Below are 25,817 nucleotides of genomic sequence, written 5' to 3'. Positions count from 1 at the left end.
TCGTCAGCCGCCCATCACCGGCGCTTGCGGATCGAACAGGTCCAGCTCGCTCGCCGGGATGACTTCGACGTTCGGGCGCACGGCGCGAAGCTCGTCGATGAATGCAGAGGCGTTGCCCACCACGATCACCGAGATATTGGCCGGGTCGAAATACTGCCCCGCCGCCGCAGATGCTGCCGCCGCGTCGACCGTTTCCAGGCTTTCCGCGTAGCGGGACACTTCCGACGGATCGAGGCCCAGCGTCAGCAGGTCTGCGACAATGCCATTGAAGCCCGAAGAGCTTTCCAGGCTGCGGGCATAGCCACCCTGCAAATAGAGGCGGCGGCGGTCGAGCAGGTCGTCGCTGAGCGGTTCGGTGCCGATGCGCGCGAACTCGTTCAGCATCACCTCCACCACTTCGGGCACGGTCTCGTTGGCCGTCTGCGAGCTGGCTTGCAGCACGGGATCTTCACGCAGCGAGCCGAGGCCCGAGTAGGCGCCATAGGAAAGGCCGCGATTGGTCCGGATTTCCTCGAACAATCGCCCGCTCGATCCGCCGCCCAGCACGGCGTTGGCCAGCAGCAGCGGGAAATAGCCTTCGCTGGTGCGCTCCGGTCCGCGCCCAGCCAGCAGAACGGCGGCCTGTCCCGCGTCAGGCATGTCGATCACCACAGTGCGTGGAGCTTCGGGTGCGCCAGCGGGGCTGTCGATCGGGGCCGGAGCAGGGGCGGCGACTGTCCAGTCACCGAACATGCTTTCCGCCAGCGAAAGGGCCTCTTCAGGCGCGATGCCGCCGCTCGCTACGATCTGCATGACTTCGGGGTGCCAGTAGGTCTGGCGGTGTTCCAGCAGGTCTTCACGGGTGAGCGCGGCGAGCGAAACAGGCGTGCCGCCGGTGATCGAGCCGTAGGGCGCGTCGCCGTAAAGGACGGGGCGCAGCACCATGCCCGCCAGCGAGCCCGGCTCGTTCAGCGAAACCTGAAGACCATCGAGAGCGCGGGCGCGCTCGCGTTCGAACTCGGCCTGCGGATAGCTGGCGTTGCGGATCACGTCGGCAAAGACCTCGCCCGCTGCCGCCATGTTCTGCACCGGCGCGGTAAGCGAATAGAGAGTGCCATCGCTGCGAGCCGAGCCGCCGATGCTGGCGCCAAGGCTTTCCATCCGCGCCGCGATCTCTTCCGCGCTGCGCGTGGACGTACCCTTGGTGGCGAGAGCCGCGGCCATGTCCGCCGCGCCGGAAAGGTCGCGCGAGTCCGCCGCGCTCCCGCCGGGGAACAGCACGGTCATGGTAGCGATCGGCACGTCGCTGGTCTTGGCCGCGATCACGGTAATGCCATTGCTGGTGGACGCGGTCTCGAACGCGGGCGGCGCCACGTCCGGCGCTTCGCCCGGTCCAGGAGGGGCTTCGCGCTCGCCTTCAGGCAGTACTTCCAGCGGCTCTCCCACGGCGGGCGGCAGGGTGCGGAACGTTGGCATCGGTTCGGGATTGGCGAAGCTCGACGGGTCGAATTCGCCGCGCGTGTAGACCATGTCCACCCGCGCCTGCGGATCGAGCCATTCGCGCGCCACGCGCTGCACGTCCTCGGCGGTGACGGCGGCAATCGCGGCCAGCCGCGTATCTGCCGCGCGCGGATCGCCGGTCGAGACCAGCGCCTCGCCCAGTTCGAAAGCGCGGCCTCGGGCGGTCTCGCGCTGGCGGAGCGAATCGGAAATCAGTTCGTTCTTGGCCTCGGCCAGTTCGGCAGCGCTTACCATTTCCTCCCGCACGCGGGCTGTCTCGGCCGAAAGCGTTGTCGCGACCTGCTGCTGATCGGCCTGCGGATTGGTAATGGCATATTGCGCGAGCATCCCGCCTTCCTCGGTGAGGTTGGCGAATTGCGCCGCCTCCACCGCGATGCCGGTTTTCACGAGCGCGGTGTGGAAGCGGCTGTTCTCGCCCCGCGCCATGATCGCGTTGAGCACTTCGATGGCGGGTGCATCGGGATGCATCGCTTCGGGCAATTGCCATACCGTGCCCACCATCGGCAGCGGCGTGTTCGGCGCGGCCACGGTGACAGAGCGCGGACTGGTGCGGCGATCTTCACGCGTGTCGATGGTCACGTCCACCGGGTTCATCCGGCGCGGGATGTCGGCGAAATACTCGTCCACCAGCGAACGAAGTTCGCCCATGTCGAAATTGCCGGCGATGATCAGCGTGGCAGTATCCGGGCCGTAGTAGGCCTGGTGGAACGCGCGCGCATCGGCCAGTGTCGCCGCGTCGAGATCTTCCATCGAGCCAATGCCGGGGCGACGGTGTGGCAGGTCGTCATAGGCGAGTTCGGGCAGGACGACGCGGCTCAGCAGGCCGTAGGGCGGTGCCAGCACACGGGTGCGATATTCCTCTTTCACCACGGCGCGTTCGGTTTCGAAAACGTCGTCGTCCACCACCGGGAATGCCATGCGCTCGCGGTGCGTCCACAGCATGGCTTCGAGGTACTGCGCGGGCACTGTCTCGTAATAGTTGGTGCGGTCGGTGCCGTTTGACGCGTTGCGCGTGCCGCCTACGTCCGCCGTTAGATCGTAGATCATGTTGTAGGGCATGTTGCGCGTCTTGCGCGACAGGATGTGCTCGAACAGGTGGGCAAAGCCGCTGCGGCCCTCGGGGTCGAGCTTCGAGCCGATCTCGTACCACAGCGATGTGGTGACGGTGCCGGTCGAATCGTCCTCGATCGCGATCACGCGCAGGCCGTTGTCCAGCGTCCATTCGGTAAATTCGATTTCCGGCGCGGTGAGGGCCGGGGCAGCCTGCGCCTCCGCCTCCTCGTGATGTTCCGCCCAGGCCGGCGCGGCGAGCGCCATTGGCAGCATTGCGGCAGTAGCTGCGAGAAAAGCCTTGTTCATCACGGTCCCGTTCCCCTTGGACAAATAGTTGAGGGTGAAACTAGAGCATTGCCCCCGCGAATAAGCAACCCATTGGCATTGCTACTGGACCAAAGGCCATTTGCTCTCTGCCAACGACATAACGCGACCTTGACCTTTATTGACTTCACCCTTGCATTGTGCGCTGCAGCATATAGGTGAACCCTTCACGTGAACTGCCGTGCCCGATCCGCGCGGCCCTGAAACAACGGACATTCCCATGATCGACACAGCCGCCCTGAAACGCGACTGGCTGGGCCAGCCGCGCGCCGACATCCTTGCAGGCATCGTGGTGGCGCTTGCCCTTATTCCCGAAGCCATCGGCTTTTCCATCATCGCGGGCGTCGATCCGCGCGTGGGTCTCTACGCCTCCATCTCGATCGCAATGGTGATCGCCTTTACCGGTGGCCGCCCCGGCATGATCTCCGCCGCGACCGCCGCAGTGGCCGTGGTGGTGGTGCCGCTGGTGCAGGATCACGGGGTGGAATACCTGTTCGCCGCGACGATCCTGATGGGCATTTTCCAGGCGATTGCCGCCGTGCTGCGGCTGGACCTGATGATGCAGTTCGTTTCGCGCAGCGTAATCACCGGTTTCGTGAACGCGCTGGCGATCCTCATCTTCATGGCGCAGGTGCCGCAGCTCAATCTCGCTAACGAAGGCGTGAGCTGGCTGACCTATGCCATGGTCGCAGGCGGCCTCGCGATCATTTACCTGCTGCCGCGCGTCACCACGGCCGTTCCCTCCCCGCTTGTCGCGATCATCGTGCTGGGCGCGCTTTCCATCGGTTTGAACTGGGACGTGAACACCGTCGCCGACATGGGCGAACTGCCCGAGGGTCTTCCGTATTTCATCATTCCCGACGTGCCGCTGACCGTCGAGACTTTCCAGATCATCGCGCCCTATTCGCTCACCATGGCAGCTGTCGGCCTGCTGGAATCGCTGCTGACGGCGCAGATCGTCGATGACATGACGCACACCGAATCGAACAAGCAGCGCGAGTGCGCCGGCCAGGGTTCGGCCAATATCGTCGCGGCTTTCTTCGGCGGCATGGGCGGCTGCGCGATGATCGGCCAGTCGGTGATCAACGTCACCAGCGGCGGTCGCGGGCGGCTGTCCAGCTTCACCGCGGGCGTCACCCTGCTGATCCTGCTGGCCGTGCTCGGCCCGATCGTGGGCCAAATCCCGATGGCGGCGCTGGTTGCGGTGATGATCATGGTGAGCATCGGCACCTTCAGCTGGAATTCCATTCCCAACATCCGCCACCACCCGTGGCCCTCCTCCGTCGTGATGCTGGCGACGGTGATCATCGTGGTGTGGACGCACAACCTGGCGCTGGGTGTGCTGGCGGGCGTGCTGCTGTCGGGCATCTTCTTCACCGGCAAGGTGCAGCGCATGTTCAAGGTGGAGCGGGTGCGCGAAGGGGACACGGCCACCTACCACATCACCGGCCAGATCTTCTTCGCCAGCGTGGACCGGTTCTTCTACGCCATCGGCCCGGAAAGCAGCATGGACGATCCCGCAAACAACGTGGTGATCGACGTGACGAAGGCGCATTTCTGGGACATTTCCGGCGTCGGCGCGCTGGACAAGGTGGTGGACCGGATGCGCCGTAACGGCCGCAGCGTGCAGGTGGTGGGCCTGAACGAGGCAAGCGCGGACCTGGTCGACAAGTTCGCCCTGACCGACAAGACCGGCGTGGAAATCGGCTTGGCGCCGCACCCCTGACGACGGGGCCGTCACCGCCCCCTCAAGTGTGGTATTCGGCCTTCTGCATGATGGCCTTGCGCGCGCGGCGCTGTCTGATCTGCTTGGTGGCGATGCTGAGCGGCTGCACCTTCGTTCCGCGCCGTGAATTGCGCTCGAACTGGAAACTGCGCGCGGCGCCGATGGGCAACTTGTCGCTCGCGGTCAGCGCCACGACCACCAGGTCCAACTGGTTGACCTCGCTAACCTTTATCTCGTCCTCGTTGTTGGCCTCCAGCATGGCCTGCGCGATCTCGTCGAAATGGCCCAGGTTCAGATAATCGCCGGTGCCGAGGCTGCCCTGCCCCATGCGGGAGCGGGGATCGTGTTGCAGCTCTTCCTCGGGCAGTTCGCGCAGGTCCGTCAGCGCCAGCTCGATCTCGCGGCCCGGAACGTGCAGCGTGCCGATCAGGCTGGTGACGTAGACCGGCTGCGGGCTCATGTTGGTGATGAGGCAACGGCTGCGAATGCCCTTCCCCGCTGCCCGTGTGACCAGGATATAGGCGCGGCGGCTGGCCCTGTATTGCAGGAACAGCATCTGCAGATAGGTGATCCACACGATCAGCATCAGGAAACTGATGAAGACGCTGATGACGCCGCTGTTCTGTCCGACCCACGTCAGCATGCCGCATTCTCCATTGCCGGCAGGTTTCTTCCCTTACCGAAAAGAGACGCTCGCGAAGCCCGAATGGGTCCGAATTAGAGGACGTACTTCGACAGGTCCGTATCGCTGGCGAGGTCGGCCAGCTTGCTGCGCACGTAGGCGGCATCCACCGTCACGCTCTGGCCGCTCATTTCCTCGGCTTCGAAGCTGAGTTCCTCGAACAGCTTTTCCATCACCGTCTGCAGGCGGCGGGCGCCGATGTTCTCGACCCCTTCGTTCACCTGCGCGGCGATCTTCGCGACTTCGGCGATGGCCTCCTCGTCCATCTGCACGTCCAGCTTCTCGGTGCCGAGCAGCGCCTTGTACTGGCTGACGAGGTTGGCGCGCGTTTCGCTGAGGATCCGCACGAAGTCCTCTTCGGTGAGCGAGCGCAATTCGACGCGGATCGGCAGACGGCCCTGCAATTCGGGCAGCATGTCCGAAGGCTTGGCAACGTGAAACGCGCCCGAAGCGATGAACAGCACGTGGTCGGTCTTCATCGGGCCATACTTGGTGGCAACCGTCGTGCCCTCGATCAACGGCAGCAGGTCTCGCTGCACGCCTTCGCGCGAGACGGAGCCGCCGCGCACGTCGGAGACGGCGATCTTGTCGACCTCATCGAGGAAGACGATGCCGTTCGTCTCTGCGTTCTGCAGCGCGACGCGGGCAACGTCGTCCTGGTCCATGCGCTTTTCGGCTTCTTCGTCCACCAGCTTGTCCCACGCGTCGGGCACTTTCAGCTTGCGCTTCTTCTTGGGTGGGCCGCCGAAGGCTTTGCCCATCATGTCGGAGAGATTGATCATGGTCGCGCCGCCGCCCATGCCGGGAATGTCCATCTGCATCCCCCCTTGTTCGGCGACTTCGATCTCGACCTCGGTATCGTTCATGGAATTGTCGGTGATGCGCTGGCGGAAGCTCTGGCGCGTGGCCTCGCTGGCATTGGCACCGACGAGGGCGTCCAACAAGCGCTCCATCGCGGCTTCGCTGGCCGCCTCGCGCACGGCATCGCGGCGGCGGTCCTTTTCCAGCCGGATCGCTTCTTCCACCAGATCGCGCGCGATCTGCTCCACGTCGCGGCCGACATAGCCGACCTCGGTGAACTTGGTGGCTTCCACTTTCACGAACGGCGCTTCGGCCAGCTTTGCCAGGCGGCGGCTGATCTCTGTCTTGCCGCAGCCGGTGGGGCCGATCATCAGGATGTTCTTCGGCGTTACTTCGTCGCGCAGGTCGGGATTGAGGCGCTGGCGGCGCCAGCGATTACGCAAGGCCACGGCCACGGCGCGCTTGGCTTCCTTCTGGCCGATGATGTGTTCGTCAAGGGCGGCGACAATCGCCTTGGGGGTGAGATTTTCCATAATGTGTAGAGTTCTTGCCTTGGGTAATCAGACGGTTTCGACCGTCACGTTGCCATTGGTGAAGACGCAGATATCGGCCGCGACCTGCATCGCCTTGGTGGCGATAGTCTCGGCATTGTCCTCGTAATCGGCGATCGCGCGGGCGGCGGCGAGTGCGTAGTTGCCGCCCGAACCGATGGCCGCGATCCCGCCTTCGGGCTCCAGCACGTCGCCATTGCCGGTCAGCACCAGCAGCGTGTCCTTGTCGGCCACGATCATCAGGGCTTCCAGATTGCGCAGGTACTTGTCGGTGCGCCAGTCCTTGGCCAGTTCCACCGCCGCACGCAGCAACTGGCCGCTATACTGCTCAAGCTTGCTTTCCAGCCGTTCGAACAGCGTGAAGGCATCCGCGGTCGCCCCGGCAAACCCGGCCACGACCTTTCCGCCGTCACCGATGCGCCGCACCTTGCGGGCGTTGGGTTTCATCACGGTATTGCCCATCGACACTTGGCCGTCGCCCGCGATCACGGTCTGGTCCCCGCGCTTTACGCCGATGATGGTGGTGCCGTGCCACTGTGTCAGGCCGTGGCTCGCCCTGTCTTCGCTCATGCCTGCGCATATGGGCAAGCCCGTTGGCCGCTTCAAGCGAAGCCGTGCATCGCGCAGGATGTCAGATGAAGCCGTGCATCGCGCAGGATGTCAGATAAGGCCTAGGGGCCGCCCGGACCGCCGCCACCGCCCGGCATGCCCGTGCCAACGGTGCCAATGTTACCGAACAGGTCTTCCAGGAAGCCGCGCTCCCGGCCCAGCGTGGGCGTTTCGTCGCCATCGGGGCTGATGCGCACGACCTGTTCCATGCCGCTGCGGTCGGTGGACACGACATTGCCAGCCTCGTCGAAATAGACGGCGAGGACGGAATGCTCTTCGATCTTGGGCTGGCGGAAGGGCGACTGTTCCGTCTGACTCGACACATAATACCACACCGGATCGCCGAACTGGCTGGTCATGGTCGGCTGGCCCAAGGTGCCGCGCACCGATTGCCGGTTGTCCAGGCCCGGCTGGACCGAGGCGATCAGCACCTCGTCGTTGATGTAGCCGCGGTGATTGGTGATCGACGAGCAACCCGCCAGCACCAATCCCAGTGCGGCGACAGTCGTGCCCTGAACCCAGACCTTGGGCATGATCGAACCCATCGAGAAATCCTTCTTGTCTTCATGGCGGGAGAAAGGTCAGCTTTGCGCCGGCCCGCCCCGCTCCTATATGCGGCAAAGCCTTAGGGCAGCATGCGCAAGCGCGCAACGTGCGTCACGTGATTGTCTGCCCGGCTTTGAACAACCGCTTAATGAAGAGGCCCTGCCAGCCATGTCCATCATCTCCCGGTTCCTTGGCCTCGGACGCGATCCGCGAGAGCCGCTGCGCCCGCTGTGGCACGGCGTGGTGGCCACCAGTCGCGAGCCCGAGTGGTATGCCGATTGCGGGGTGGAAGATTCGGTAGAAGGGCGCTTCGACATGATTTCGCTCGTTCTTTCCCTCACTCTCATTCGCATGGCGAACAGCGAGGAACTGGCCCCCAAAACCGGCCTCCTTACAGAATTGTTCGTGGCCGACATGGATCGGCAATTGCGCGATACGGGCGTGGGCGACCTGATGGTGGGCAAGAAGATGGGCAGGCTGATGGCGGCCCTGGGCGGGCGCATGGGCGCGCTGCGCGAAGCGATGACGGAGAGCGATGCGGCGCTGGCGGCGATCCTGCAACGCAATGTCACGCTGGTCGATAACGACAAGAAGCCATTCGCCCTTGCCGTGCGCACCCGCGCGCTGACGGGCGACCTTGCCGCGCAGAGCGACGACGCACTGCTGGAAGGGAGCATCCGGCCATGAGCGATGCGCCCGAATTCTCCCGCCCCTTCGACATTCGGGGCATCACGGCAGAGCCGGCGACGCTGGAAGCGAACGAAGCCGAACGCGCTGCGCTGGCCAGCCGCTTCGGCCTCATATCCATCGGCAAGCTGGCTGCCACTCTCTCCCTCGAAGCCGATGGTGACGAGATCGCCGCGAACGGCACGCTGTCAGCCGCATTCGTGCAAAGCTGCGCGGTATCGGGTGACGACCTGCCGATGACCATCGAGGACGAGGTCACCTTGCGCTTCGTGCCGATGGCCACGCTGGAAGCCGCCGAGGAGGACGAGGAGATCGAGCTGGAGGAGGACGAGTTGGACGAAATCGGCTATTCCGGCACCAGTTTCGACCTTGGCGAAGCCGTGGCGCAATCGCTGGCGCTCGCCATCGACCCCTATGCCACCGGCCCGGAAGCCGACGATGCGCGCCGCCGTCACGGCATGGTGGAGGAAGGCGAAGCCGACGGACCGCTGGCAGACATGCTGCGCGGCCTCAAAGGGGCTTAGGCGGACTTCTCGTTACCCGGATCGTAGAAGGGCAGGTCCGTCACCTCGGCACTGCGTTTGCCGTCCGGCATTTCGACCTGCACCTTCGCGCCCCGCTCCGCCTCGTCCGCGGCCAGCAGGGCTAGCGCGATATTCTGGTTCAGCCGCGGCGAGTGGATGGCCGATGTGACCGTGCCGATATCGGTGCCGTCGCGGGTGACGGCCCAGTATTCGGTATTCGCCCCCGACAGCGGCTCGCCATCGATCACCAGCCCGACCTGCCTGCGCTTCGGACCCTCTTCCTTGATCCGGCGCAGCGCTGCCTTGCCGATGAAATCTGCCTCCATGTCGAGATCGACGAGCCGGCCGAGGTTCAGTTCGTAGGGATTCGTGCGCGAATCGGCATCGGCGCGGTAGGACAGCAGCGCGCCCTCGATGCGCCGGATGGTGGAAGTGTGCCCCGGTTTCAGCCCGTGCGGCAGCCCTGCCGCCATTACCAGCTCCCACAATTCGTCCCCGCGTGACGCATCGAGCAGGAACAGCTCGAAGCCGAATTCCTTGGACCAGCCGGTGCGCGAGACGATCAGCGGAATGCCGTGCAACTCCGCCTCGCGGTGGTGGAAGTGGGCAAGGTCGTCGAACGCATCGCCGAACAGCGATTGCATCACCGCCAGCGATTTCGGCCCCTGCAGCTGGAGCGGGGAGGCGTCGGGCTCGTCCAGCGTCACGTCCATCCCGGAATGGACGGCGACGCCCCTGGCCCACAGCAGGATGTCGCTGTCCGAAAGCGAGATCCAGAACCGGTCCTCAGCCAGTTTCAACAGGATGGGATCGTTGAGCACGCCGCCGTCCTCGTCGGTCAGCAGGATGTATTTACACTGGCCCGGCTTCATTTTCGCAAGGTTGCGCGGGGTCAGCAACTGCATGAAGCGCGCCGCGTCCGGCCCGGAGACCTCCACCTGCCGCTCCGCCCCCACATCGCACAGGATCGCGTGATCGACGAGGTTCCAGAAGTTCGCCACCGGGTCGCCGAAGCTGCGCGGCAGGTACATATGGTTGTAGATGGAAAAGGCCTCGACGCCCCATCGCACCGTCGCATCGAAGAACGGGGACTTGCGCACCTGGGTGCCGAAAAGGAAATCGCTGGGCTGGCTCATGCCAATTCTATGCTTGGCGCGCGAAATGGGTCCGGAAGTCCGCTTGCTTGCCTTGGCAGCCGATTCGTGGATATTTCCCCGGAAGGGAGAGGCCATTTCCGGGGGGATTCGATGGCCAGGTACGCGCGTTCGGAACCGTTTTTCCCGATCATGACGCTGGTCGTGGTCGCGTTCATCGTCGTCGGCTTCGGCTCTGCCATCGCCGTTCGCGGCAACGGCTATGTCCCGCCGCCTGCGCTGTTGCTGCACGGCGGGGTCACGCTGGCGTGGTTCGCACTTACGCTAATACAGGCGCTGCTGATCCGGCGCGCGAACTTCGCCCTGCATCGCCAGTTCGGCTGGGCCAGCCTCGGCCTTGCCGGGATGATCGTCGTGCTGGGCTACAACACCACGGCGGTTGCCATGGGTAACCCCGACTGGTCCATCGCCGGGTTCGACCCCGTTGGCTCAGCGATCTTCCCGTTCTTCGACATCCTGACTTTCGCGGTCGTCTACACGCTGGGAATTGCCAACCGGAAAGAACGGGAAGCGCACAAGCGGCTGATGGTGCTGGCAGGCGTGATGATGATGGACCCGGCGGTGGCGCGCACCGCCATCGTTCTGCTGGGCGCGCCGCCACTGGCCCTGCTCGTGGAACTGGCGATCCTGCTGGCTTTCCCGATTTACGACTGGCGCACACGCGGCCGCCCACACTGGGCGAGCGTGTTCGGTCTGGTGCTCTATGTTGTCTGCTTCGCCCTGCGTATGATGCTGGGCGGAACCGAGGCGTGGGCCGGGTTTGCCCGAGCGGTGTTCTAGCCGCCCAGGCCCCGGCCGTCCTGCCGATCAGAACGGGATATCGTCGTCCAGGTCGTCGTAGTTGGAGCCGCCACCGCCGCCCATGCCGCCGGAGGATTGGCCACCGCCGCCCTGGTTGCCGCCGCCGTAGCCACCACCACCGCCGCCGCCGAAGCCGCCGCTCGATCCGCCGCCGCTGCGCTGGCCGCCGGCGTAGCCGCCACCACCGCCGCCGCCTTCACCGCGGCCGTCGAGCATCACCAGCGTGCCGTTGAAACCGCGCAGCACGACTTCGGTGGAATAGCGATCCTGTCCGTTCTGGTCCTGCCACTTGCGGGTCTGCAACTGGCCTTCGACATAGACCTTGGAGCCCTTCTTCAGGTAATTCTCGGCCACGTTGACGAGGCCTTCGGAGAAGATGGCGACCGTGTGCCACTCGGTACGCTCCTGGCGTTCGCCGGTGTTGCGGTCCTTCCACGTCTCGCTGGTGGCGATGCGCAGGTTGCACACCTTGCCGCCGTTCTGGAAGCTGCGGACTTCCGGGTCCTGGCCCAGGTTTCCGATCAGCATCACCTTGTTGAGACTACCCGCCATCGATTCGCATCCTTTGTCTGTTCGCAGACCGGCCTATCGAAGCGGCAAGTGAGTCGCCACCCCTGCGAGGCCAGTTATCTCCAACGCGGACCGGGTTATCAGCAGGCGCGGCGCTACAGCCCCAGGGCCACCGCGCTCCAGTAGGTCAGCCCAGCGAACACGTAGGCCGCGCCGAACAGGTAGACGAGCATGAAGACAGGCCATTTCCATCCGTTCGTCTCGCGCTTGGCGACAGCGATGGTGGAGATGCACTGCGGCGCAAAGACGAACCATGCGAGGAATGCGAGCGCTGTCGGCAAGGTCCATCCGGCCTGTAGGCGCGGGATCAGGCCCTCGGCTTCTTCCTCCTCGTCCGCGCCTTCGACGGCATAAGTCGTCGCCAATGCCGACACCGCCACTTCTCGTGCGGCCATCGCCGGGATAATCGCCAGGCTGATTTCACGATTGAAGCCGATGGGCGACAGGATCACGTGCATCCCGTCGGCCACGTGCCCGGCGATGCTGGCGTCCACCTGGCTCTCGCCCGGCTCTGCCTTGGGGAAGCTCAGCAGCACCCACAGCGCGATGGTGGCGATGAAGATGATCGTGCCCGCGCGGCGCAGGAACACCCAAGCACGCTGCCACAGGCCGATGGCCATGTCGCGCAAGGGGGGCATCTGGTAGCGCGGCATTTCCATGATGAAGCCGCTCGCCCCACCCTTGGCCACCGTGCGGCGAAGAACCAAGGCAGCGGCCATCGCGCCGACGATACCGGCAACGTAAAGCCCGAACAGCACCAATCCCTGAAGGCCGATGCCCGGCCCCACCGTGGTCGCAGGAATGAAGGCAGCGATGATCACGGCATAGACCGGCAGGCGCGCCGAACAGGTCATCAACGGCGCGACAAGGATCGTGGTCAGCCGGTCCTTCGGATCGGCGATGGAGCGCGTTGCCATGATGCCGGGAATGGCGCAGGCAAAGCTGGAGAGCAGCGGGATGAAGCTGCGGCCCGACAGGCCGACGTAGGCCATTAGCCTGTCCATGATGAAGGCAGCCCGAGCCATGTAGCCTGATTGCTCCATCGCCAGGATGAAGGCGAACAGGATGATGATCTGCGGCAGGAACACGACGACCGAGCCGACGCCGGTCAGCACGCCCTCCGTAAGAAAATCGCGCACCACGCCATCGGGCATGGCGCCTTCCACCACGCCGATCAGCGCGGTAATGCCGCCATCCAGCGCATCGGCAAAAGGTGTTGCCCAGGCGAAAACGGCCTGGAAAATGACGAACAGCAGCGCGAACAGGATCGGCGGACCGAGCCACGGGTGCAGCAGCACCTTGTCGAGCTTGGCGTGCAAGCGGTGCTTGCTGTCCTCGGTGAGGATCGCGCCCTTGGCCATGTTGCGCGCGGCCAGCCGCCGTTCGGGCAGGGTTTGCCCTGCAACCTCGTGCCGGGTGGAAGGGTCCTGGTTCTCGGCATCGCCCATGGCTTCCACCAGCGCGTCGATCCCGCGCTTGCGCACGGCCACGGTCGAGATCACCGGCACGCCCAGCGCCGCCGACAGGGCATCTGCATCGAGCACCAGCCCATCCCGCTCAGCCATGTCGACCATGTTGAGCGCTACAACGGTCGGGCGACCAAGCGCGATCAGTTCCTGCGCGAAGACGAGGTGCTGTTCGAGATTGGCCGCATCGACCACGACTATCAGCACGTCGGGCACCGGCTCGCCGGGGAAATCGCCCTGCACCACCTGCCGCGTCACTTCCTCGTCGGGGCTCGCAGGGTCCAGCGAATAGGAGCCGGGCAGGTCGATCAGCTCAACCGGCTCGCCCGAAGGCAGGAACATGCGTCCGGCCTTCCGCTCCACGGTAACGCCGGGATAGTTGGCGATCTTCTGGCGCGCGCCGGTCAAGGCGTTGAACAGCGCGCTCTTGCCCGCATTGGGATTGCCGACCAGCGCGGCGGTGCGGAGGCGGCTCATACCCGCTTCACTTGCATCGCGCGGGCGTGGACGCGGCGGATCGCCACGTTCATGCGTCCCACCATGATGGCAATCGGATCGCGCCCGATGAAAATGCCGCGATGGGCAATCGCCACGCGCGCGCCCTCGTCGATGCCCATGGCGCGCAGCCGCTTGCCTTCGTCGGGCGCCAGCACGCTCCAGTCGACATGGGTAATTTCAGCGCGCTCGAGCGGCGCGAGAAGGTCGAGTGTCAGGTCGTTTTCCACAGATCGCCCGGTGCCAGAGCCGCGCGCTAATTGCAACTGCTTCGCAATAGAAAAACGCCGCTCACTTCTGCGGATAGCGCAACCGGCCGAGGAACCGCGCCACGTCGAAGTGCTCGCGGTCCTTGCCGAGCAGCTGCGCCTTGGCCTTTTCGAACTTCATCACGCCTTCTATCCGGCGGTCGAGGAAGGCGGCGGTCTCGGCCTTGTCCTCGCTCTGGTCCTCCACGAAGACGGCCAGCGTCGCGGCGTAGATGCCGGCAAGAATGGCGCGCTTGGTATAGTGGTTGTAATCGGTGGCGGTGTCGCCGGCGAGCCGCCACATCTTGTCTGCGCTGGCCCAGCCCTGCTTAAGCGCCTTGGGCGCGTTCTGCGGCATGGCCTGCACGGCGGCGGCGCGGCGCAGCGATTCTTCCAGGCCCATCACGGCTTCCAGACGGAACCACACGAGGCTGCGGATCTTCTCGCGGATGGGAATGTTGTCCAGCCGCCCGTCGGCGAAGTGAGCAAGCATCTTCTCGTCGACCGAGGCGATCCAGGCATCGATCATGTCCATCGCCCGACCCCCGAATCCATCGCCCTTGAAAGCGAGGCGCGCGACGGCCGGATCGACGTCCGCCATCTCGCAGGCGGATTCCAGCGCGGCGTCGGTCCACCCGTCGAACATGGCGGCGGTGGCGATATCCGGGGCGAGCGCGACCCGCAGTTCGTCCAGCGTGGCGTCCCTCAGGTCTGTCTCGGTCATCAGAACACCGGTCCGTAGGTGCGAGCCTCGTTCGCCTCGGCGTCGTCCTCGCTGCGTTCGATGGCGGCAAGCACGCGGCCCGACACGCCCGGCATCGCGGCATAGTCGCGCGCGGTGCGTCCGGCGTTATCCGCCCGGTCGGGGTCGGCGCCTGCGCTCACCAGCACTTCGATCAGTTCCACATTTCGGGCATGGACGGCAGCGATCAGCGGGGTTTCGCCCGTTTCGTTGCCGATATCCATCCGTGCCCCTGCATCCACCAGCGCCTGAACCCCTTCGATGAAGCCGATCTGCGCGGCAGCGATCAGCGGGGTGCGTCCACGATTGTCCGCGATGTTGGGGTTGGCGCCTTCCTGCAGCAGGAACTTGGTCCAGGTCACGTCGCGACGTTCCACCGTGATGTGCAGGCCCGTTTCGCCCGTGCTGACATCGCGCGAGTTGACTATGGTGGTGCCGGGCTGGCTCAGCATCTCTGTCGCCTCGTCGCCCTCGCGGTTCTTCACCGCCTGCAGGAACTGATAGCCTTCGGAATAGAGCTGCGCAGCGGCAGGTACCGACAGGGCGGTGGCGGCCAGCGCGGCCAGACCAAGACAAATTGTGCGAATGGGGGCGCGTGCCACTTCCCATCTCTCCTGTATCAATGATGTGCGCAAAAGCACCGCTGTCGTGCGGGACTTTGCTTGCGTATAGCGCGTTAGCAGAGCATGAACGCTACGTCATGTCAGCACGTATTCCGGTTGTCACCCCCGTCCTTTTGGCCCTTCTTCTTGCCGCCTGCGATGGCGGGGCGAGCCAGCCGCCCATCACCGACGCGCCGCTGTACAACAGCGCGCTGACGGGCGAGTACGATCTTGTCGATTCCACAGGTGCGCAGGTCACCCAGGCGGACTTCGCGGGCAAGTATCAGCTGATCTATTTCGGCTATGCCTATTGCCCCGATGTCTGCCCCTTCGACATGACGCGCATGATGGCCGGATACCGCCAGTTTGCCGAGGCAGAGCCGGAACTGGCCGTCGACGTGCAGCCCATCTTCATCACCATCGATCCTGCGCGCGACACGCCGGAGAAAGTGGGCGAATACACCAACGCCTTCTCCGAAGACCTGATCGGCCTCACCGGAACGCCGGAGCAGATCGAGGCTGCCGCCGCAGCCTTCTTCGCCCACTACCAGAAGATGGGTGAGGCGGAGGAAGACTACCTGATGGACCACTCGCGCACAGGATACCTGGTGAACCGCGAGGGCGAACCGATGGCGCTGATCCCCGTCGAGGAATCGGCCGAAGCCGTGGCCGCGGAACTGGAAAAATGGGTGCGTTGAGGGACCGCTTCTGGGAGCTCGAGCTCGAGGAGTTGAGCCGCGCCGAGTGGGAAGCCCTGTGCGATGGATGCGGCAAGTGCTGTCTGCACAAGCTGGAGGACGAGGACACCGGCGAGATCGTCGACACCAACGTCGCCTGCAAGCTGCTCGACACCGGCACCGCGCAGTGCCGCGACTATCGCCACCGCAAGGCTTTCGTGCCCGATTGCCTGCGCCTGACGCCGCGCTTGCTGAAGTCCATCCGCTGGCTGCCCTCCACCTGCGCCTACGTGCGCCGCGCCGAGGGGGAGCCACTGCCCGAATGGCACCACCTGCTGACCGGCAGCCGCGACGCAATGATGGAAGCGGGCGCCAGCGTCGCCGGGCGCTGCATCAGCGAGACCGTGGCCGGACCGCTGGAACACCACGTGGTCGACTGGGAGGAGGAGCGCGCGTGATCGACTGGCTGCGCGACGATCACCAGAACCCCGCCATAGACGTGGCCGGCCAGACGCTTCCCATCGCCATCCGCCGCCATGCCCGCGCCCGCCGCCTGACCATGCGGCTCTCCCCTGACGGCAGCGAGGTGCGTATCACCCTCCCCACCTGGGGCCGCACGCGCGATGCGCTGGCCTTCGCCAGGGCGCGTGCCAAGTGGATCGAGCGGCAATTGGCCAAGGTGCCCGCCCGCGTCAGCGTGCGCGACGGCGAGGCGATCGCCTATCGCGGAGAGCACCTGCGCATCGCGTGGGACAGGAGCGCCGGACGCAAGCCGCTGGTCGATGGCGCATTCCTGCGCGTGGGCGGCACGGCGGACGGGCTGGAAGGGCGCGTGCGCCGCTGGCTGGAGGCCGAGGCCCTGCGCCTGTGCGCCGAAGACCTCGCCTTCTACTGCGAGCGGGCCGACCTCCCGCAGCCCGCCCTGCGCCTCTCGCGCGCGCAGCGACGCTGGGGATCGTGCTCGGGCGACCGCAGGACGGGGCGTTGCATCCGCATCAACTGGCGACTGGTGATGGCACCCGATCACGTGCGCCGCTCGGTCGTGGCGCACGAGGTCGCACACCTCGTCCATTTCGACCACTCGCCCGCATTCCACGCGCTACTGGCAAGGCTGTTCGAGGGGCGGCTGGCGGAAGCCGACGGCTGGCTCAAGCGCGAGGGGCGTTTGCTCTACGCCGCATTCGGTTGAACCTATTGCTGGCGAAAAGTCCGCTGCGTCCCTATTCTTAGCGCCATGAAAGGTTTCTTCCGCCGAGTTTCGCCGCGCCGCGCGGTCACCGATTTCCACGAGCAATGGAAACAGCCAACGCCGCACCGCTGGCAGATCCTCGGCGTGGCCATTGCCGCCACGTTCTGCGTGTTCATGCTGTTCATCCCCGACAGCCAGCGCGGCGAGATCGCGCCACCTGATGTCATGTACATCTCCACCTTCGAGGAAGGGCGCAGCGAGGGCGAGATCATCGCCTCCAACTGCGCCAACCAGGAACTGAAGAACGAGATCCAGGCCGCCATCGCAGCGAATGAGCAGGCCCGCCGCGAAATGTACGAGGCGCTGGGCCGCGCGACTTTCATCGACGTCGATTCGATGAAGGAGGAAATCGCGGAGGAGCAGGCCGCCGAGCAACCCGAAGACACCGGCCCCACGGCGGAGGAACTGGCGCTCTCCCTGGAGGAATACTGCGCCAATGCCGCTGGCTGACGACGCACGCTGGATGGCCGCGGCCGCCGCTCTTGCGGAACGCGCGCGCGCCCTCGCCAGCCCCAATCCCGGTGTCGGCGCGATCATCGTCAAGGACGGCGTGGTCATTGGGCGTGGGTGGACCATGGCGGGCGGGCGGCCCCATGCCGAAGCCGTCGCTCTCGAACATGCAGGCACCGCGGCGAAAGACGCGACGCTCTACGTCACGCTGGAGCCCTGCGCGCACAAGTCGCAGCGCGGCCCGGCCTGTGCGGACCTTGTCGCCGAAGCTGGCCTCGCCCGAGTGGTGATCGGCATGGACGACCCCGATCCGCGCACCGCGGGCAACGGCACCGCGCGGTTGCAGGACGCGGGAGCCGAAGTCTCGCTACTGCACTGGGAGCCTCAGCGCCTCGGCTTTTCCGGCCATGCCGCGCACCTCGCGAAGAATCGCCCGCACGTGACGCTGAAACTGGCCATGTCGCTCGACGGGTGCATCGCCACCTCCAGCGGCGAGAGCCAGTGGATCACCGGCAAGGCATCCCGCGCCCACGGCCACCGCGAGCGGGCACGTGCAGACGCCATTCTTGTCGGTGGTGGCACCTTGCGCGCCGATGCACCGCGCCTCGACGTGCGCCTTCCGGGGTTGGAAGGGCGCTCGCCCCGCCGCGTTGCGCTGACATCGGGCGAAGTGCCCGAAGGTTGGCAGGCAATCCGCGGTCCCGAGGAAATCAACCAACTCGAGGGCGTGCGATACCTTATGGTGGAAGGCGGCGCACAGACCGCCTCGGCTTTCCTGAAAGCTGGACTGGTCGACCGCCTGCTGATCTACCGCGCCCCGGTGCTGCTGGGCGGCGGCACGCCTGCCATCGGCAATATCGGGCACGAGACGCTTGAGCAGGCTTTCGCGGACGGGCTCGCCATGCAGGACCGTCGCACGCTTGGCAGCGACACGCTCGAAGTCTATCAGCGCGGCTGATTCACAAAGGGGCTATCCATGTTCACCGGCATCGTCACCGCCATCGGCACGATCACGCAGGTCCAGCAGCGAGGCGACCTGCGCCTGACCATCGCCTGCCCGTTCGACCCTGCCGAGATCGATATCGGCGCCTCCATCGCCTGTTCCGGCGTGTGCCTGACCGTCGTTGATCGCGGCGGCACCAAGGGTGACGCGCATTTCGTGGTGGACGTGTCTGCCGAAACAACCTCGCGCACGGCAAAAGCCATGTGGAAGGAAGGCGCCCAGTTGAACCTCGAACCCTCGCTGCGGCTTGGCGACGAACTGGGCGGCCATATCGTGACCGGGCATGTCGATGCCGTGGGCCGCGTGGCCGACTGGCAACTGGAAGGCGATTCGATGCGCCTGACCATTGCCGCCCCGGCAGAGCTGGCTCCCTTCATCGCGCAGAAAGGCTCGATCACGGTCAATGGCGTGTCGCTGACCGTGAATTCGGTGCAGGACCGGGAAGATGGCTCCGTCCACTTCGGCCTCAACATCATTCCCCACACCGCCGATGTCACCACGCTGGGCGAACTGGCGCAGGATGCCGAAGTGAACCTCGAGGTCGATACCATCGCGCGTTACCTGCACCGGATGCAGGCGTTGCGCGGCTGACGGTCAGCCGAACAGGCGCGCGAACAATCCGCGGGACGCGCGAACCGGCGTCGTCTGGTCCGCCATTTCGAACAGCATGTTGCCGAGCTGCACGGCCTGATTGGTATCAAGCACGTAGAAATGCGAATAAACGTCTTCGCTGGCGTGCGGCGGCGGCTTGTCGACCGCTTGCATGCGAAGGGTAACGCGGTTGCCCTCCCGTTTTGCTGTCCAGCCAACCAAGGCTCCGAAATCTTCTCTAGTCTGACTTGCCAAATCACTCTCCCCGGCTCCGACTTGCCGACAGCGTAATCCTTTTCCCGTCCTCGGCAAAGTGCGAGGTCGCTGTCCTACAAGGTTTCGCCTGCGCAGGTCGTGCGCATGCCAAATGCAAGCAATCCGCAACGCCGACGCCCGCCGTTCTTCCACCCCGCCCCCCTACGCTCACGCCGCGACGGATGGACCGTCGATCGCCAATGCAATTTTCTCGGCCATCTCTACCTCACCGGCTGCGTCTCCAGTTCCGCGTGCGCCGCCGGGATGAGCCGGATGAGCGCCTATCGCCTGCGTCGCCGCAAAGATGCCACGAGTTTCGCCCATGCATGGGATTTCGTCCTCAATCGCACGGGCAATGACAGGACCGCGCGCGATGTCGACTGGCGAAAGGTTACAGATGAAGAGCTGTTTCGCCGCCTGCAGGCGGGCCTGTTCGCCCCGCTGATCCATCGCGGAAAAGTGTGCGGAATGCGTCAGAAAGCCGACAATTGCGCGCTTCTGCGCCTGTTGAGGCGGCTCGATACGACAAGCGCCCGGCCTTCCGAAGAAGAGCCGGGCACATGAAACCCAACTTTTTCAGAACGCCCCTTTCGGCGTTCCAGGTTATCGCTGAATCAGCCGGTCACTTCGGCCAGTGCGGCAACGAAGGCGTCGATGTTGCCTATCGTCAGGCCCGCCACGTTGATGCGGCCCGAACCTGCCATGTAGACGCCGTGTTCCTCGCGCAGTTGCTGCACCTGCTCCTTGCTGACGGGCAGCATGGCAAACATGCCCTTCTGCTTGCCCAGCGGCGTCAGGTCCACGCTGCCTGCCGTGCCGGATGCGGCCAGCTTGGCGCGCACCTGGCCGATTCGCTTGCGCATCGATTCAAGCTCTACCTGCCAGTTGGCGGTCAGGCCCTCGTCTTCCAGGATCATGCGCACGGCAGCGCCGCCGTGATCGGGCGGCATGGACCAGTTGGCCCGCGCCAGCGCCGCGCCATTGGACATGATGCGCGTCACCGCATCGGCATCGGCGCCAATGGCATAGAGCGCGCCCACACGGTCACGATAGAGGCCGAAGTTCTTGTCGCAGCTGTAGGCCACCAGCACTTCCGGCACCGACGAGACGACCTTGCGCACACCGTAGGCGTCCTCGTCCATCCCGTCGCCCAGGCCCTGATAGGCGAGGTCGATGATCGGCAGCACGCTGCTGTCGTTCAGCAGGTCCGCGATCTCGTCCCACTCGGCATCGGTGTAATCGACGCCCGTAGGGTTGTGGCAGGCACCATGCAGCAGGACTGCATCGTCCTTGCCTGCCTTCGCCAGCACGTCGCGAAGCGCGTCCATATCGGCAGAGCCGTTGTCGCCTGCGTGGTTGAACGTGCCCACTTCCATGCCGCAATCGGCCAGGATCTGCGCGTGGTTGGGCCAGCTGGGCGTGCCCATCCAGATCTTTGCCACACCCGCCTTGCGCGCCAGCGCCACGGCCAGGCGAACGGCCCCCGTGCCGCCGGGCGTCTGCATCCCGTCGATGCGGCCATCCGTGGGCAGGGCATCGCCGAACACGTGCGGCATCAGCGCATTGACGAAGCCCATGTCGCCTTCGGGGCCGAGGTAGGCCTTGGTGTCCTGGCCCTCGACCAGACGCTTCTCCGCTTCCTTGATCGCGCCGAACACGGGCGTCGCGCCGTCGGCGGTGCGATAGACGCCCACGCCAAGGTCGATCTTGGTGGGACGCGGGTCCGCGTTGTAGAGCTTGATCAGCGCGAGAAGCGCGTCGGGCGGTTGCTGGTTGAGTCTGTCGAGCATGATGGCGGCTCAATGCCGCCACCCGGCGCAATCTGCAAGTGCGCAGATTGCCCGGTCAGCAGCGCCGGATCAGAACGGCAGCCAGCGTTGCTTGCGCGAGAAACGCATGTATCCCGCGTTCACGCCGAGGCGCAGGCCCGCGCCCACGCGGATGGGGATCAGCACCACGTCGCCCTTGCGCACGTAGCTGGCGTTGAAGCCGCCCACGAAGTAGGCCTGCCCCTCGCCCGCCGGGAAGCGTTCGTAAAGCTCGTCCGTATCGTAGAGGTTGTAGACCAGCACGAAGGTGTTGCCCGCATTGGCACCCGCATCGAGGCCGATAGAGGGCCCCGTCCAGTACACCGGCATGTTGCCTTCGACGGCGTGATGCAGCGTGCCCGAACCGTAGCGTACGCCGACGACGAAGGCTCCGCCGCCTTCGCGCCCGACGATATAGCCGTTGGGTTCGCCCTGGTCGGAAAGGATATCCTGGATAAGCCGCGCCAGCCCTTCCGCGCCGCGCCCGAACAGTCCCTCGGCAGCGCCGATCAGGTCGTCCTCGGCATAGGTCGCGGACGAGGGTGCCGGTGCTTCTGCCACGTCAACCGTCGAACCTTGCGCAGGCGTATCCTGCGGCGGCAGCTCGGGGGCCGGGCTGGTCTGGTAACGGGTCGACGGTTCATTCGAATCGTAAGCGCCTTCGAAGCCGGGCTCTGCCGGAATCTCGTTCGGCTGCGGATTGGGAGTGCCGCGATATTCAGGCGTGGTCTGTGGCTCGTCTTCGCCCATCAGGTCGCCATCGATCATCAGGTCGGGATCGACCGTCTCGATTTCCTGCGCGGCCGCAGGGGTGCCCAGCACCGGCATGGCCAGCGCGGGCAGGGCCAGCAAGGCAGCGGCAGCAAGGGCTTTGCGGATCGAGTGCATGGTATTCCCTCCGGTTTCGCCCGCGCAAAGGCAGGCGCGCGATCACGAGCGTTACATTGAGTCTCCGGGTGCTGAAGCGGCAATGAATAGGCGGCGAATCGAATCGAATTCGCGGTGAACCGAATCCATCACGCGGCCGCACGATGCTGATAAGCAAAAAGAGAATGCGCCCTTGAAGCGATGCCCACCCCTCGTTATAGGCCGCGTCTTGCCGCTTGGGTCCGGAGACGTGGGTGAGTGGCTGAAACCAGTTCCCTGCTAAGGAACCATACCCCTATCGGGGTATCGAGGGTTCGAATCCCTCCGTCTCCGCCAGCGACCGTTCCGGGATGGTCCGACAAGGTGCGGACTCCGAATTATTCCCGAGTGTTCTGCGGCTTAAGGATTCCATTAGGGGCCGTTGGGTTCCAATATCATCCGGATGCAAGTGGGGCACGTTGGGGGCACCCTACACATGCGGTTCGCGACTTGCACGCCACGCTGATCGCCGGACAACCTAATCCAGGTTCTAGACGCCGAGATTAGTGGGAGGTGGTTCGAGCAAATGCCCTAGTAGTCCGTGAGCGTCAGGATGGCCGGATCTGCTTCGCGCCCTCATTCCAGACATCGGGGCAATGTCAGAAGTTACCTCAAAGCGGTCATACTTTTCATGCAAATGACCGCGTCATCTTCCCATTCTTGCACGTTGGTGGTGCAAGGACCTACACGGCAACGATCTCACCAGTTTCCTGCTTCCATTCGCGCGCGGCGAGCAAGTTCGCGTTCGCTGGTTACGGGGATCGGGCTCTCGTCGGCGCAAGGAGGCAATGGTCCGCCGGGTTGGTATGTCGCAATGACCGTGCCCTTGCCTGTCACCCGGCAGTCGGTCATTTCAAGCCGGCTGATGGGTGTTCCTTCTCCGAATAGCCGCTTCCCGCTTCCCAGCAGCACGGGGTAGGTCATGGTGATTAGAGTGTCGATTAAGCCAGCTGCCAGGAGAGCGGGGTAAATCGTGCTCGACCCCTGAATGATGATATCCGCGCCGTCTTCGTCTTTGATCGCGGCGATGTCTTCCACCTTTGCAAGGCGATGGCTGTTTTGCCATTCCAGCGGATGATTACTGCGGGTGAGGACGTGTTTGTTGGCGCGGTCGAAGGCTTCGCCCATTGGCTTCTCCTCACCTTCGGCATAAGGCCAGTAGGCGGCGAAGATGTCGTAGGTCCGTCGGCCCAGCAGCAGGTCGTAATCGCCCGAGAACAGCGAACCGAGGGTATCCTCGACACCTTCGTCCCACAGCTTGAAGACCCAGCCCCCTTCATCGAACCCGCCAGTCGGATCCTCGGTCGGCCCGCCCGGAGCCTGCATTACCCCGTCGAGCGACAGGAAGGCGGCACCTGTTATCTTGCGCGGCATCGCCTTACTTCCCCTTGCGCGCGGCTTCGATCGTCGCGATGTCGATCTTCTGCATGGTCATCATCGCCTCGAAGGCGCGGCGAGCTTCTTCGCCGCCTGCCAATTGCGATTCCAGCAGTGTGCGCGGCGTGATCTGCCAGCTGAAGCCCCATTTGTCCTTGCACCAGCCGCACGCACTTTCCTGCCCGCCATTGCCCACGATGGCGTTCCAGTAGCGATCGGTTTCCGCCTGGTCCTCGGTCACCACCATGAAGCTGACGCTTTCGTTCGGTTTGAACGCGTCCCCTCCGTTGAGTCCGGAAAAAGCGCGGCCAAGAACGGTGAATTCGACCGTCAGGGCATCACCCTCCTTGGCGCTGGGAAAATCGGAGGGTGCCCGGAAAATGTCACCGACCGAACTATCGGGAAAAGTCTCGGCATAGAAACGTGCGGCTTGTTCCGCATTGCCATCGTACCAGAGCACCGTTCTAAGCTTGTCAGCCATTGGGTCAGCTCCCCTTGGGTCCGATGATGGAGAAGAAGGCCCCTTGCGGATCAAGACCCTGGAGGACGTATTCGCCGCCGGGGATTTCCATCGGGCCATTTACGACCTGCCCGCCGCTTTTCTCGACCTGGCTCTTGGCCGCTTCGATTTCGGGCACGCGGAAATAGAAGGCCCAGGCCGAGGCGGGCATTTCGGGCGGGCGCTGCGTGATCGCGCCCAGGCCGTAATCGTCCTGCGTGTACATCTGGTAGAGACCTGTCTCGCCCATATCCATTGCCTCGCCCCTCTGCCATCCGAACATGCCAGTGTAGAAGGCGTCGGCAGCCTGTGGGTCTTCCGTCACCAGTTCGTTCCATGCGCAGTGGCCGACCTGCGGCTCGTATTTGGCGAAGGATGTGGCCGGCCCTTCGCCCTCGGGCTGCATGAGGTAGAATGGCACGCCTTGCGGGTCGGCGACCATCGCCATCTGGCCCACGCCTTCCAAGTGGTCCGGCCCCATAAACACTTGTCCGCCCTTGTCTTTGAGGGCGGTGATCGAGATGCCGATATCGTCGACCGCGATATAGCCTATCCATGCCGGACGGGCGCCCCCGTTGATCATCTCTATAGTGAGTTCGAGCATGCCGACCACGTCGGTGCCGTCCTTGCTGCCGAGCCGGTAATCCAGACCTGGCATATCGCTGTCGGCAAATTTCCAGCCAAACAACGGCTCGTAGAACTTGCGCGCCGCATCGGCATCGATTGTCATCAGTTCGTACCAGATGAAGTCGCCTTGCGTGTCTGCCATCTTCCCTCTCCTCAAAGTTCAACGATTGGGCGGAAGCCGCCCATGATCATGCGCTTGCCGTCGAAAGGCATCTCGCCGTCGAAGTCCTGATCCATCATCTTCTTCTGACCGGTGTCGCGGGTTTGCTTGTCGAGCCATTCGATCCAGCTGAAGACAACGGTCTCGTCATCCTTCGCCTGAACGGCCCCCTGGAAATCGGTGAACTTGCCCGTTGGTATGTCGTCGCCCCAGGCTTCCACGATGCGCTTGGCGCCTTGGTCCCTGAATACGGCGTCAGCCTTGTTGGCGTGATCGATGAACCGCTGCTGGCTGCCGGTGGGTACCGGAATTACGAAACCGTCGAAATACCGCATCGCCTCTCTCCTCTGGCCGCGACTCGAAACTTGCCTTTGATGAGAGCGTGAGTTATAAAAAGCAACTATGAAGTTACAAAAAGAAACCCAAGCGGGGTCGGGCATGCATGGCAAGTGGTATAATGACGCTTGCGGCACAGCATTCGGGATGGAACTTATTGGCGAGCGATGGTCGCTGCTGGTTGTGCGCGAATTGATGTTTGGACCGCTTCGCTTTTCCGCGTTGCGCGCCAACCTGCCCGGAATCTCCGCCAAGGTACTGACCGAACGGCTTGAGAAGCTGGAGGCAGCCAAGGTGCTGGCAAGACGCCTGTTGCCGCCGCCTTCGGGCGCGCAGGTCTACGAACTGACCGAATGGGGATATGCCGCCGAGCCGCTGATCCAGGAACTCGGCCGCTGGGCCGCGAAAAGCACGCAGCACGATCCCACGCTGCCGCTATCGCCCACCAGCTTCATGCTCTCGCTGCGCACCATGCTGGACCCGGCGAAAGCGGGCGACTGGCAAACGCGGATCGGCTTTCGGTTTCCCGGGGTAGCATTCATGGCGGAACTGGCTGAAGGCCAAATGCCGGTAAGGCGCATCGAACCGGAGAGTTGCGATGCGATTTTCGTCGCGCCTGCTGGACCGCCACTCGCGGCAATGTTTTACGTCGGCGTTCCGGCGAAGGAGGCGGGCGTGCGCGTTGACGGAGACTTGGCCGCAGCCGAACGGTTTATCACCCTCTTCGCATTGCCTGAGAAGATTGGGTAGCGAGCGTCAATTCTTGAGCCACTCTTGCGACTGGGACCGGCCCTGAAA

At 64.5% G+C, this 25,817-nt stretch carries 30 protein-coding genes and 1 tRNA gene; 13 read left to right on the top strand and 18 right to left on the bottom strand.

Features of this window, described 5'->3' with window-relative positions; genetic code table 11:
- Positions 1-3: 3 nt before the first annotated feature.
- Positions 4-2,859, bottom strand: a complete 2,856-nt coding sequence (locus D4Q51_RS10210; protein WP_120077659.1) for a M16 family metallopeptidase — start codon at positions 2,857-2,859, stop codon at positions 4-6.
- Between the two features lie 238 nt (positions 2,860-3,097).
- On the opposite strand from D4Q51_RS10210, the gene D4Q51_RS10205 reads away from it, so the two are divergent.
- A complete protein-coding gene (locus D4Q51_RS10205) occupies positions 3,098-4,603 on the top strand; it encodes a SulP family inorganic anion transporter (RefSeq protein ID WP_120077658.1) in 1,506 nt (501 codons plus the stop codon).
- A gap of 22 nt (positions 4,604-4,625) precedes the next feature.
- Here D4Q51_RS10205 and D4Q51_RS10200 read toward each other — a convergent pair whose 3' ends face one another.
- The 4 genes from D4Q51_RS10200 to D4Q51_RS10185 form a co-directional block, all read right to left on the bottom strand.
- Complete coding sequence (locus tag D4Q51_RS10200) at positions 4,626-5,246, bottom strand: hypothetical protein (protein WP_120077657.1); 621 nt, start codon at positions 5,244-5,246, stop codon at positions 4,626-4,628.
- Positions 5,247-5,320: 74 nt separating this feature from the next.
- A complete protein-coding gene (hslU, locus tag D4Q51_RS10195) occupies positions 5,321-6,622 on the bottom strand; it encodes an ATP-dependent protease ATPase subunit HslU (RefSeq protein WP_120077656.1) in 1,302 nt (433 codons plus the stop codon).
- 24 nt (positions 6,623-6,646) lie between these two features.
- Positions 6,647-7,207 carry an ATP-dependent protease subunit HslV gene (gene hslV, locus D4Q51_RS10190; protein ID WP_120077655.1) on the bottom strand — a complete coding sequence of 187 codons (561 nt, stop codon included), beginning with the start codon at positions 7,205-7,207 and terminating at the stop codon, positions 6,647-6,649.
- A gap of 101 nt (positions 7,208-7,308) precedes the next feature.
- Entirely contained in the window at positions 7,309-7,791 is a 483-nt protein-coding gene (locus D4Q51_RS10185; RefSeq protein ID WP_420807538.1) for an outer membrane protein assembly factor BamE, read from the bottom strand.
- Positions 7,792-7,960: 169 nt separating this feature from the next.
- Here D4Q51_RS10185 and D4Q51_RS10180 point away from each other — a divergent pair, with 169 nt between their 5' ends.
- On the top strand, positions 7,961-8,479 hold the full coding sequence (locus D4Q51_RS10180) for a ubiquinol-cytochrome C chaperone family protein (protein ID WP_120077654.1): 519 nt from the start codon (positions 7,961-7,963) through the stop codon (positions 8,477-8,479).
- Entirely contained in the window at positions 8,476-9,003 is a 528-nt protein-coding gene (locus tag D4Q51_RS10175) for a YceD family protein (RefSeq protein WP_120077653.1), read from the top strand. The genes D4Q51_RS10180 and D4Q51_RS10175 overlap by 4 nt, the downstream gene beginning before the upstream one ends.
- On the opposite strand, the gene D4Q51_RS10170 is transcribed toward D4Q51_RS10175, so the two are convergent.
- Positions 9,000-10,139 carry a glycine cleavage T C-terminal barrel domain-containing protein gene (locus D4Q51_RS10170; protein ID WP_120077652.1) on the bottom strand — a complete coding sequence of 380 codons (1,140 nt, stop codon included), beginning with the start codon at positions 10,137-10,139 and terminating at the stop codon, positions 9,000-9,002. The two genes, D4Q51_RS10175 and D4Q51_RS10170, sit on opposite strands and share 4 nt — an antisense overlap.
- Before the next feature lie 111 nt (positions 10,140-10,250).
- Here D4Q51_RS10170 and D4Q51_RS10165 point away from each other — a divergent pair, with 111 nt between their 5' ends.
- On the top strand, positions 10,251-10,937 hold the full coding sequence (locus tag D4Q51_RS10165) for a hypothetical protein (protein ID WP_120077651.1): 687 nt from the start codon (positions 10,251-10,253) through the stop codon (positions 10,935-10,937).
- A gap of 27 nt (positions 10,938-10,964) precedes the next feature.
- On the opposite strand, the gene ssb is transcribed toward D4Q51_RS10165, so the two are convergent.
- The 5 genes from ssb to D4Q51_RS10140 all read right to left on the bottom strand — a co-directional run bounded on the left by ssb (position 10,965) and on the right by D4Q51_RS10140 (position 15,081).
- Positions 10,965-11,510, bottom strand: coding sequence for a single-stranded DNA-binding protein (gene ssb / locus D4Q51_RS10160; RefSeq protein WP_120077650.1), 546 nt, complete (start codon positions 11,508-11,510; stop codon positions 10,965-10,967).
- Between the two features lie 113 nt (positions 11,511-11,623).
- Positions 11,624-13,471, bottom strand: a complete 1,848-nt coding sequence (gene feoB, locus D4Q51_RS10155) for a ferrous iron transporter B (RefSeq protein ID WP_120077649.1) — start codon at positions 13,469-13,471, stop codon at positions 11,624-11,626.
- Positions 13,468-13,707 carry a FeoA family protein gene (locus D4Q51_RS10150; RefSeq protein ID WP_120077960.1) on the bottom strand — a complete coding sequence of 80 codons (240 nt, stop codon included), beginning with the start codon at positions 13,705-13,707 and terminating at the stop codon, positions 13,468-13,470. Before D4Q51_RS10150 ends, feoB begins: the two co-directional genes overlap by 4 nt.
- A 73-nt stretch (positions 13,708-13,780) precedes the next feature.
- Positions 13,781-14,461, bottom strand: a complete 681-nt coding sequence (locus tag D4Q51_RS10145) for a COQ9 family protein (RefSeq protein ID WP_120077648.1) — start codon at positions 14,459-14,461, stop codon at positions 13,781-13,783.
- Entirely contained in the window at positions 14,461-15,081 is a 621-nt protein-coding gene (locus D4Q51_RS10140) for an ankyrin repeat domain-containing protein (protein ID WP_240624674.1), read from the bottom strand. The genes D4Q51_RS10145 and D4Q51_RS10140 overlap by 1 nt, the downstream gene beginning before the upstream one ends.
- Positions 15,082-15,179: 98 nt before the next feature.
- Between D4Q51_RS10140 and D4Q51_RS10135 the strand changes: the two genes are divergently transcribed.
- Genes D4Q51_RS10135 through D4Q51_RS10110 form a run of 6 tightly spaced genes read left to right on the top strand, consistent with a single transcriptional unit; the run spans position 15,180 to position 19,051 of the window.
- The gene (locus D4Q51_RS10135; RefSeq protein WP_120077647.1) at positions 15,180-15,779 is read left to right on the top strand and encodes an SCO family protein; all 600 of its coding nucleotides are present in this window, start codon (positions 15,180-15,182) and stop codon (positions 15,777-15,779) included.
- The gene (locus D4Q51_RS10130) at positions 15,767-16,216 is read left to right on the top strand and encodes a YcgN family cysteine cluster protein (RefSeq protein WP_120077646.1); all 450 of its coding nucleotides are present in this window, start codon (positions 15,767-15,769) and stop codon (positions 16,214-16,216) included. Before D4Q51_RS10135 ends, D4Q51_RS10130 begins: the two co-directional genes overlap by 13 nt.
- Positions 16,213-16,947 (top strand): M48 family metallopeptidase, encoded by a 735-nt coding sequence (locus D4Q51_RS10125; RefSeq protein ID WP_120077645.1) that lies wholly within the window; start codon positions 16,213-16,215, stop codon positions 16,945-16,947. The genes D4Q51_RS10130 and D4Q51_RS10125 overlap by 4 nt, the downstream gene beginning before the upstream one ends.
- Positions 16,948-16,992: 45 nt before the next feature.
- Positions 16,993-17,457: a hypothetical protein gene (locus D4Q51_RS10120; RefSeq protein WP_120077644.1), complete on the top strand. Its 465-nt coding sequence runs from the start codon at positions 16,993-16,995 to the stop codon at positions 17,455-17,457.
- Positions 17,444-18,415: a bifunctional diaminohydroxyphosphoribosylaminopyrimidine deaminase/5-amino-6-(5-phosphoribosylamino)uracil reductase RibD gene (gene ribD / locus D4Q51_RS10115; RefSeq protein WP_120077643.1), complete on the top strand. Its 972-nt coding sequence runs from the start codon at positions 17,444-17,446 to the stop codon at positions 18,413-18,415. Before D4Q51_RS10120 ends, ribD begins: the two co-directional genes overlap by 14 nt.
- Before the next feature lie 18 nt (positions 18,416-18,433).
- Entirely contained in the window at positions 18,434-19,051 is a 618-nt protein-coding gene (locus D4Q51_RS10110) for a riboflavin synthase (protein WP_120077642.1), read from the top strand.
- Positions 19,052-19,054: 3 nt separating this feature from the next.
- On the opposite strand, the gene D4Q51_RS15740 is transcribed toward D4Q51_RS10110, so the two are convergent.
- Complete coding sequence (locus D4Q51_RS15740) at positions 19,055-19,225, bottom strand: hypothetical protein (protein WP_162925291.1); 171 nt, start codon at positions 19,223-19,225, stop codon at positions 19,055-19,057.
- A 186-nt stretch (positions 19,226-19,411) separates the two neighbouring features.
- Here D4Q51_RS15740 and D4Q51_RS15735 point away from each other — a divergent pair, with 186 nt between their 5' ends.
- Positions 19,412-19,870: a hypothetical protein gene (locus D4Q51_RS15735; protein WP_162925290.1), complete on the top strand. Its 459-nt coding sequence runs from the start codon at positions 19,412-19,414 to the stop codon at positions 19,868-19,870.
- 50 nt (positions 19,871-19,920) lie between these two features.
- Here D4Q51_RS15735 and D4Q51_RS10100 read toward each other — a convergent pair whose 3' ends face one another.
- Together D4Q51_RS10100 and D4Q51_RS10095 are read right to left on the bottom strand one after the other, a co-directional pair.
- Positions 19,921-21,096, bottom strand: a complete 1,176-nt coding sequence (locus D4Q51_RS10100; protein WP_120077640.1) for an amino acid aminotransferase — start codon at positions 21,094-21,096, stop codon at positions 19,921-19,923.
- A 69-nt stretch (positions 21,097-21,165) separates the two neighbouring features.
- Positions 21,166-22,002, bottom strand: a complete 837-nt coding sequence (locus D4Q51_RS10095) for a DUF1134 domain-containing protein (RefSeq protein WP_120077639.1) — start codon at positions 22,000-22,002, stop codon at positions 21,166-21,168.
- Positions 22,003-22,225: 223 nt separating this feature from the next.
- Between D4Q51_RS10095 and D4Q51_RS10090 the strand changes: the two genes are divergently transcribed.
- Positions 22,226-22,317: transfer RNA gene (locus D4Q51_RS10090), tRNA-Ser, on the top strand.
- A 402-nt stretch (positions 22,318-22,719) separates the two neighbouring features.
- Here the strand turns inward: D4Q51_RS10090 and D4Q51_RS10085 are convergent.
- The 4 genes from D4Q51_RS10085 to D4Q51_RS10070 are packed head-to-tail and all read right to left on the bottom strand — an operon-like array spanning position 22,720 to position 25,018.
- Complete coding sequence (locus D4Q51_RS10085) at positions 22,720-23,394, bottom strand: dihydrofolate reductase family protein (protein ID WP_120077638.1); 675 nt, start codon at positions 23,392-23,394, stop codon at positions 22,720-22,722.
- A gap of 4 nt (positions 23,395-23,398) precedes the next feature.
- On the bottom strand, positions 23,399-23,878 hold the full coding sequence (locus D4Q51_RS10080) for a VOC family protein (protein ID WP_120077637.1): 480 nt from the start codon (positions 23,876-23,878) through the stop codon (positions 23,399-23,401).
- A gap of 4 nt (positions 23,879-23,882) precedes the next feature.
- Positions 23,883-24,665, bottom strand: a complete 783-nt coding sequence (locus tag D4Q51_RS10075) for a VOC family protein (RefSeq protein ID WP_120077636.1) — start codon at positions 24,663-24,665, stop codon at positions 23,883-23,885.
- Between the two features lie 11 nt (positions 24,666-24,676).
- A complete protein-coding gene (locus tag D4Q51_RS10070; RefSeq protein WP_120077635.1) occupies positions 24,677-25,018 on the bottom strand; it encodes a DUF1428 domain-containing protein in 342 nt (113 codons plus the stop codon).
- A gap of 148 nt (positions 25,019-25,166) precedes the next feature.
- Here D4Q51_RS10070 and D4Q51_RS10065 point away from each other — a divergent pair, with 148 nt between their 5' ends.
- Positions 25,167-25,769 carry a winged helix-turn-helix transcriptional regulator gene (locus D4Q51_RS10065; RefSeq protein WP_205689484.1) on the top strand — a complete coding sequence of 201 codons (603 nt, stop codon included), beginning with the start codon at positions 25,167-25,169 and terminating at the stop codon, positions 25,767-25,769.
- Positions 25,770-25,817 lie beyond the last annotated feature (48 nt).

Origin of the sequence: Aurantiacibacter odishensis (assembly GCF_003605195.1) — a bacterium.
Classification (GTDB): Bacteria; Pseudomonadota; Alphaproteobacteria; order Sphingomonadales; family Sphingomonadaceae; genus Alteraurantiacibacter; species Alteraurantiacibacter odishensis.
Note: the sequence above shows the minus strand (reverse complement) of the source record. Positions and strands in the feature narration are given on the sequence as shown.

Bases quoted from the DNA above. Each gene is read 5' to 3' on its own strand.
- D4Q51_RS10210 (WP_120077659.1), bottom strand. From the start codon at position 2,859: ATGAACAAGGCTTTTCTCGCAGCTACTGCCGCAATGCTGCCAATGGCG.
- D4Q51_RS10205 (WP_120077658.1), top strand. From the start codon at position 3,098: ATGATCGACACAGCCGCCCTGAAACGCGACTGGCTGGGCCAGCCGCGC.
- D4Q51_RS10200 (WP_120077657.1), bottom strand. From the start codon at position 5,246: ATGCTGACGTGGGTCGGACAGAACAGCGGCGTCATCAGCGTCTTCATC.
- hslV (WP_120077655.1), bottom strand. From the start codon at position 7,207: ATGAGCGAAGACAGGGCGAGCCACGGCCTGACACAGTGGCACGGCACC.
- D4Q51_RS10185 (WP_420807538.1), bottom strand. From the start codon at position 7,791: ATGGGTTCGATCATGCCCAAGGTCTGGGTTCAGGGCACGACTGTCGCC.
- D4Q51_RS10180 (WP_120077654.1), top strand. From the start codon at position 7,961: ATGTCCATCATCTCCCGGTTCCTTGGCCTCGGACGCGATCCGCGAGAG.
- D4Q51_RS10175 (WP_120077653.1), top strand. From the start codon at position 8,476: ATGAGCGATGCGCCCGAATTCTCCCGCCCCTTCGACATTCGGGGCATC.
- D4Q51_RS10170 (WP_120077652.1), bottom strand. From the start codon at position 10,139: ATGAGCCAGCCCAGCGATTTCCTTTTCGGCACCCAGGTGCGCAAGTCC.
- D4Q51_RS10165 (WP_120077651.1), top strand. From the start codon at position 10,251: ATGGCCAGGTACGCGCGTTCGGAACCGTTTTTCCCGATCATGACGCTG.
- ssb (WP_120077650.1), bottom strand. From the start codon at position 11,510: ATGGCGGGTAGTCTCAACAAGGTGATGCTGATCGGAAACCTGGGCCAG.
- feoB (WP_120077649.1), bottom strand. From the start codon at position 13,471: ATGAGCCGCCTCCGCACCGCCGCGCTGGTCGGCAATCCCAATGCGGGC.
- D4Q51_RS10145 (WP_120077648.1), bottom strand. From the start codon at position 14,461: ATGACCGAGACAGACCTGAGGGACGCCACGCTGGACGAACTGCGGGTC.
- D4Q51_RS10135 (WP_120077647.1), top strand. From the start codon at position 15,180: ATGTCAGCACGTATTCCGGTTGTCACCCCCGTCCTTTTGGCCCTTCTT.
- D4Q51_RS10130 (WP_120077646.1), top strand. From the start codon at position 15,767: ATGGGTGCGTTGAGGGACCGCTTCTGGGAGCTCGAGCTCGAGGAGTTG.
- D4Q51_RS10120 (WP_120077644.1), top strand. From the start codon at position 16,993: ATGAAAGGTTTCTTCCGCCGAGTTTCGCCGCGCCGCGCGGTCACCGAT.
- ribD (WP_120077643.1), top strand. From the start codon at position 17,444: ATGCCGCTGGCTGACGACGCACGCTGGATGGCCGCGGCCGCCGCTCTT.
- D4Q51_RS10110 (WP_120077642.1), top strand. From the start codon at position 18,434: ATGTTCACCGGCATCGTCACCGCCATCGGCACGATCACGCAGGTCCAG.
- D4Q51_RS15740 (WP_162925291.1), bottom strand. From the start codon at position 19,225: ATGCAAGCGGTCGACAAGCCGCCGCCGCACGCCAGCGAAGACGTTTAT.
- D4Q51_RS15735 (WP_162925290.1), top strand. From the start codon at position 19,412: ATGCCAAATGCAAGCAATCCGCAACGCCGACGCCCGCCGTTCTTCCAC.
- D4Q51_RS10100 (WP_120077640.1), bottom strand. From the start codon at position 21,096: ATGCTCGACAGACTCAACCAGCAACCGCCCGACGCGCTTCTCGCGCTG.
- D4Q51_RS10095 (WP_120077639.1), bottom strand. From the start codon at position 22,002: ATGCACTCGATCCGCAAAGCCCTTGCTGCCGCTGCCTTGCTGGCCCTG.
- D4Q51_RS10085 (WP_120077638.1), bottom strand. From the start codon at position 23,394: ATGCCGCGCAAGATAACAGGTGCCGCCTTCCTGTCGCTCGACGGGGTA.
- D4Q51_RS10080 (WP_120077637.1), bottom strand. From the start codon at position 23,878: ATGGCTGACAAGCTTAGAACGGTGCTCTGGTACGATGGCAATGCGGAA.
- D4Q51_RS10075 (WP_120077636.1), bottom strand. From the start codon at position 24,665: ATGGCAGACACGCAAGGCGACTTCATCTGGTACGAACTGATGACAATC.
- D4Q51_RS10070 (WP_120077635.1), bottom strand. From the start codon at position 25,018: ATGCGGTATTTCGACGGTTTCGTAATTCCGGTACCCACCGGCAGCCAG.
- D4Q51_RS10065 (WP_205689484.1), top strand. From the start codon at position 25,167: ATGGAACTTATTGGCGAGCGATGGTCGCTGCTGGTTGTGCGCGAATTG.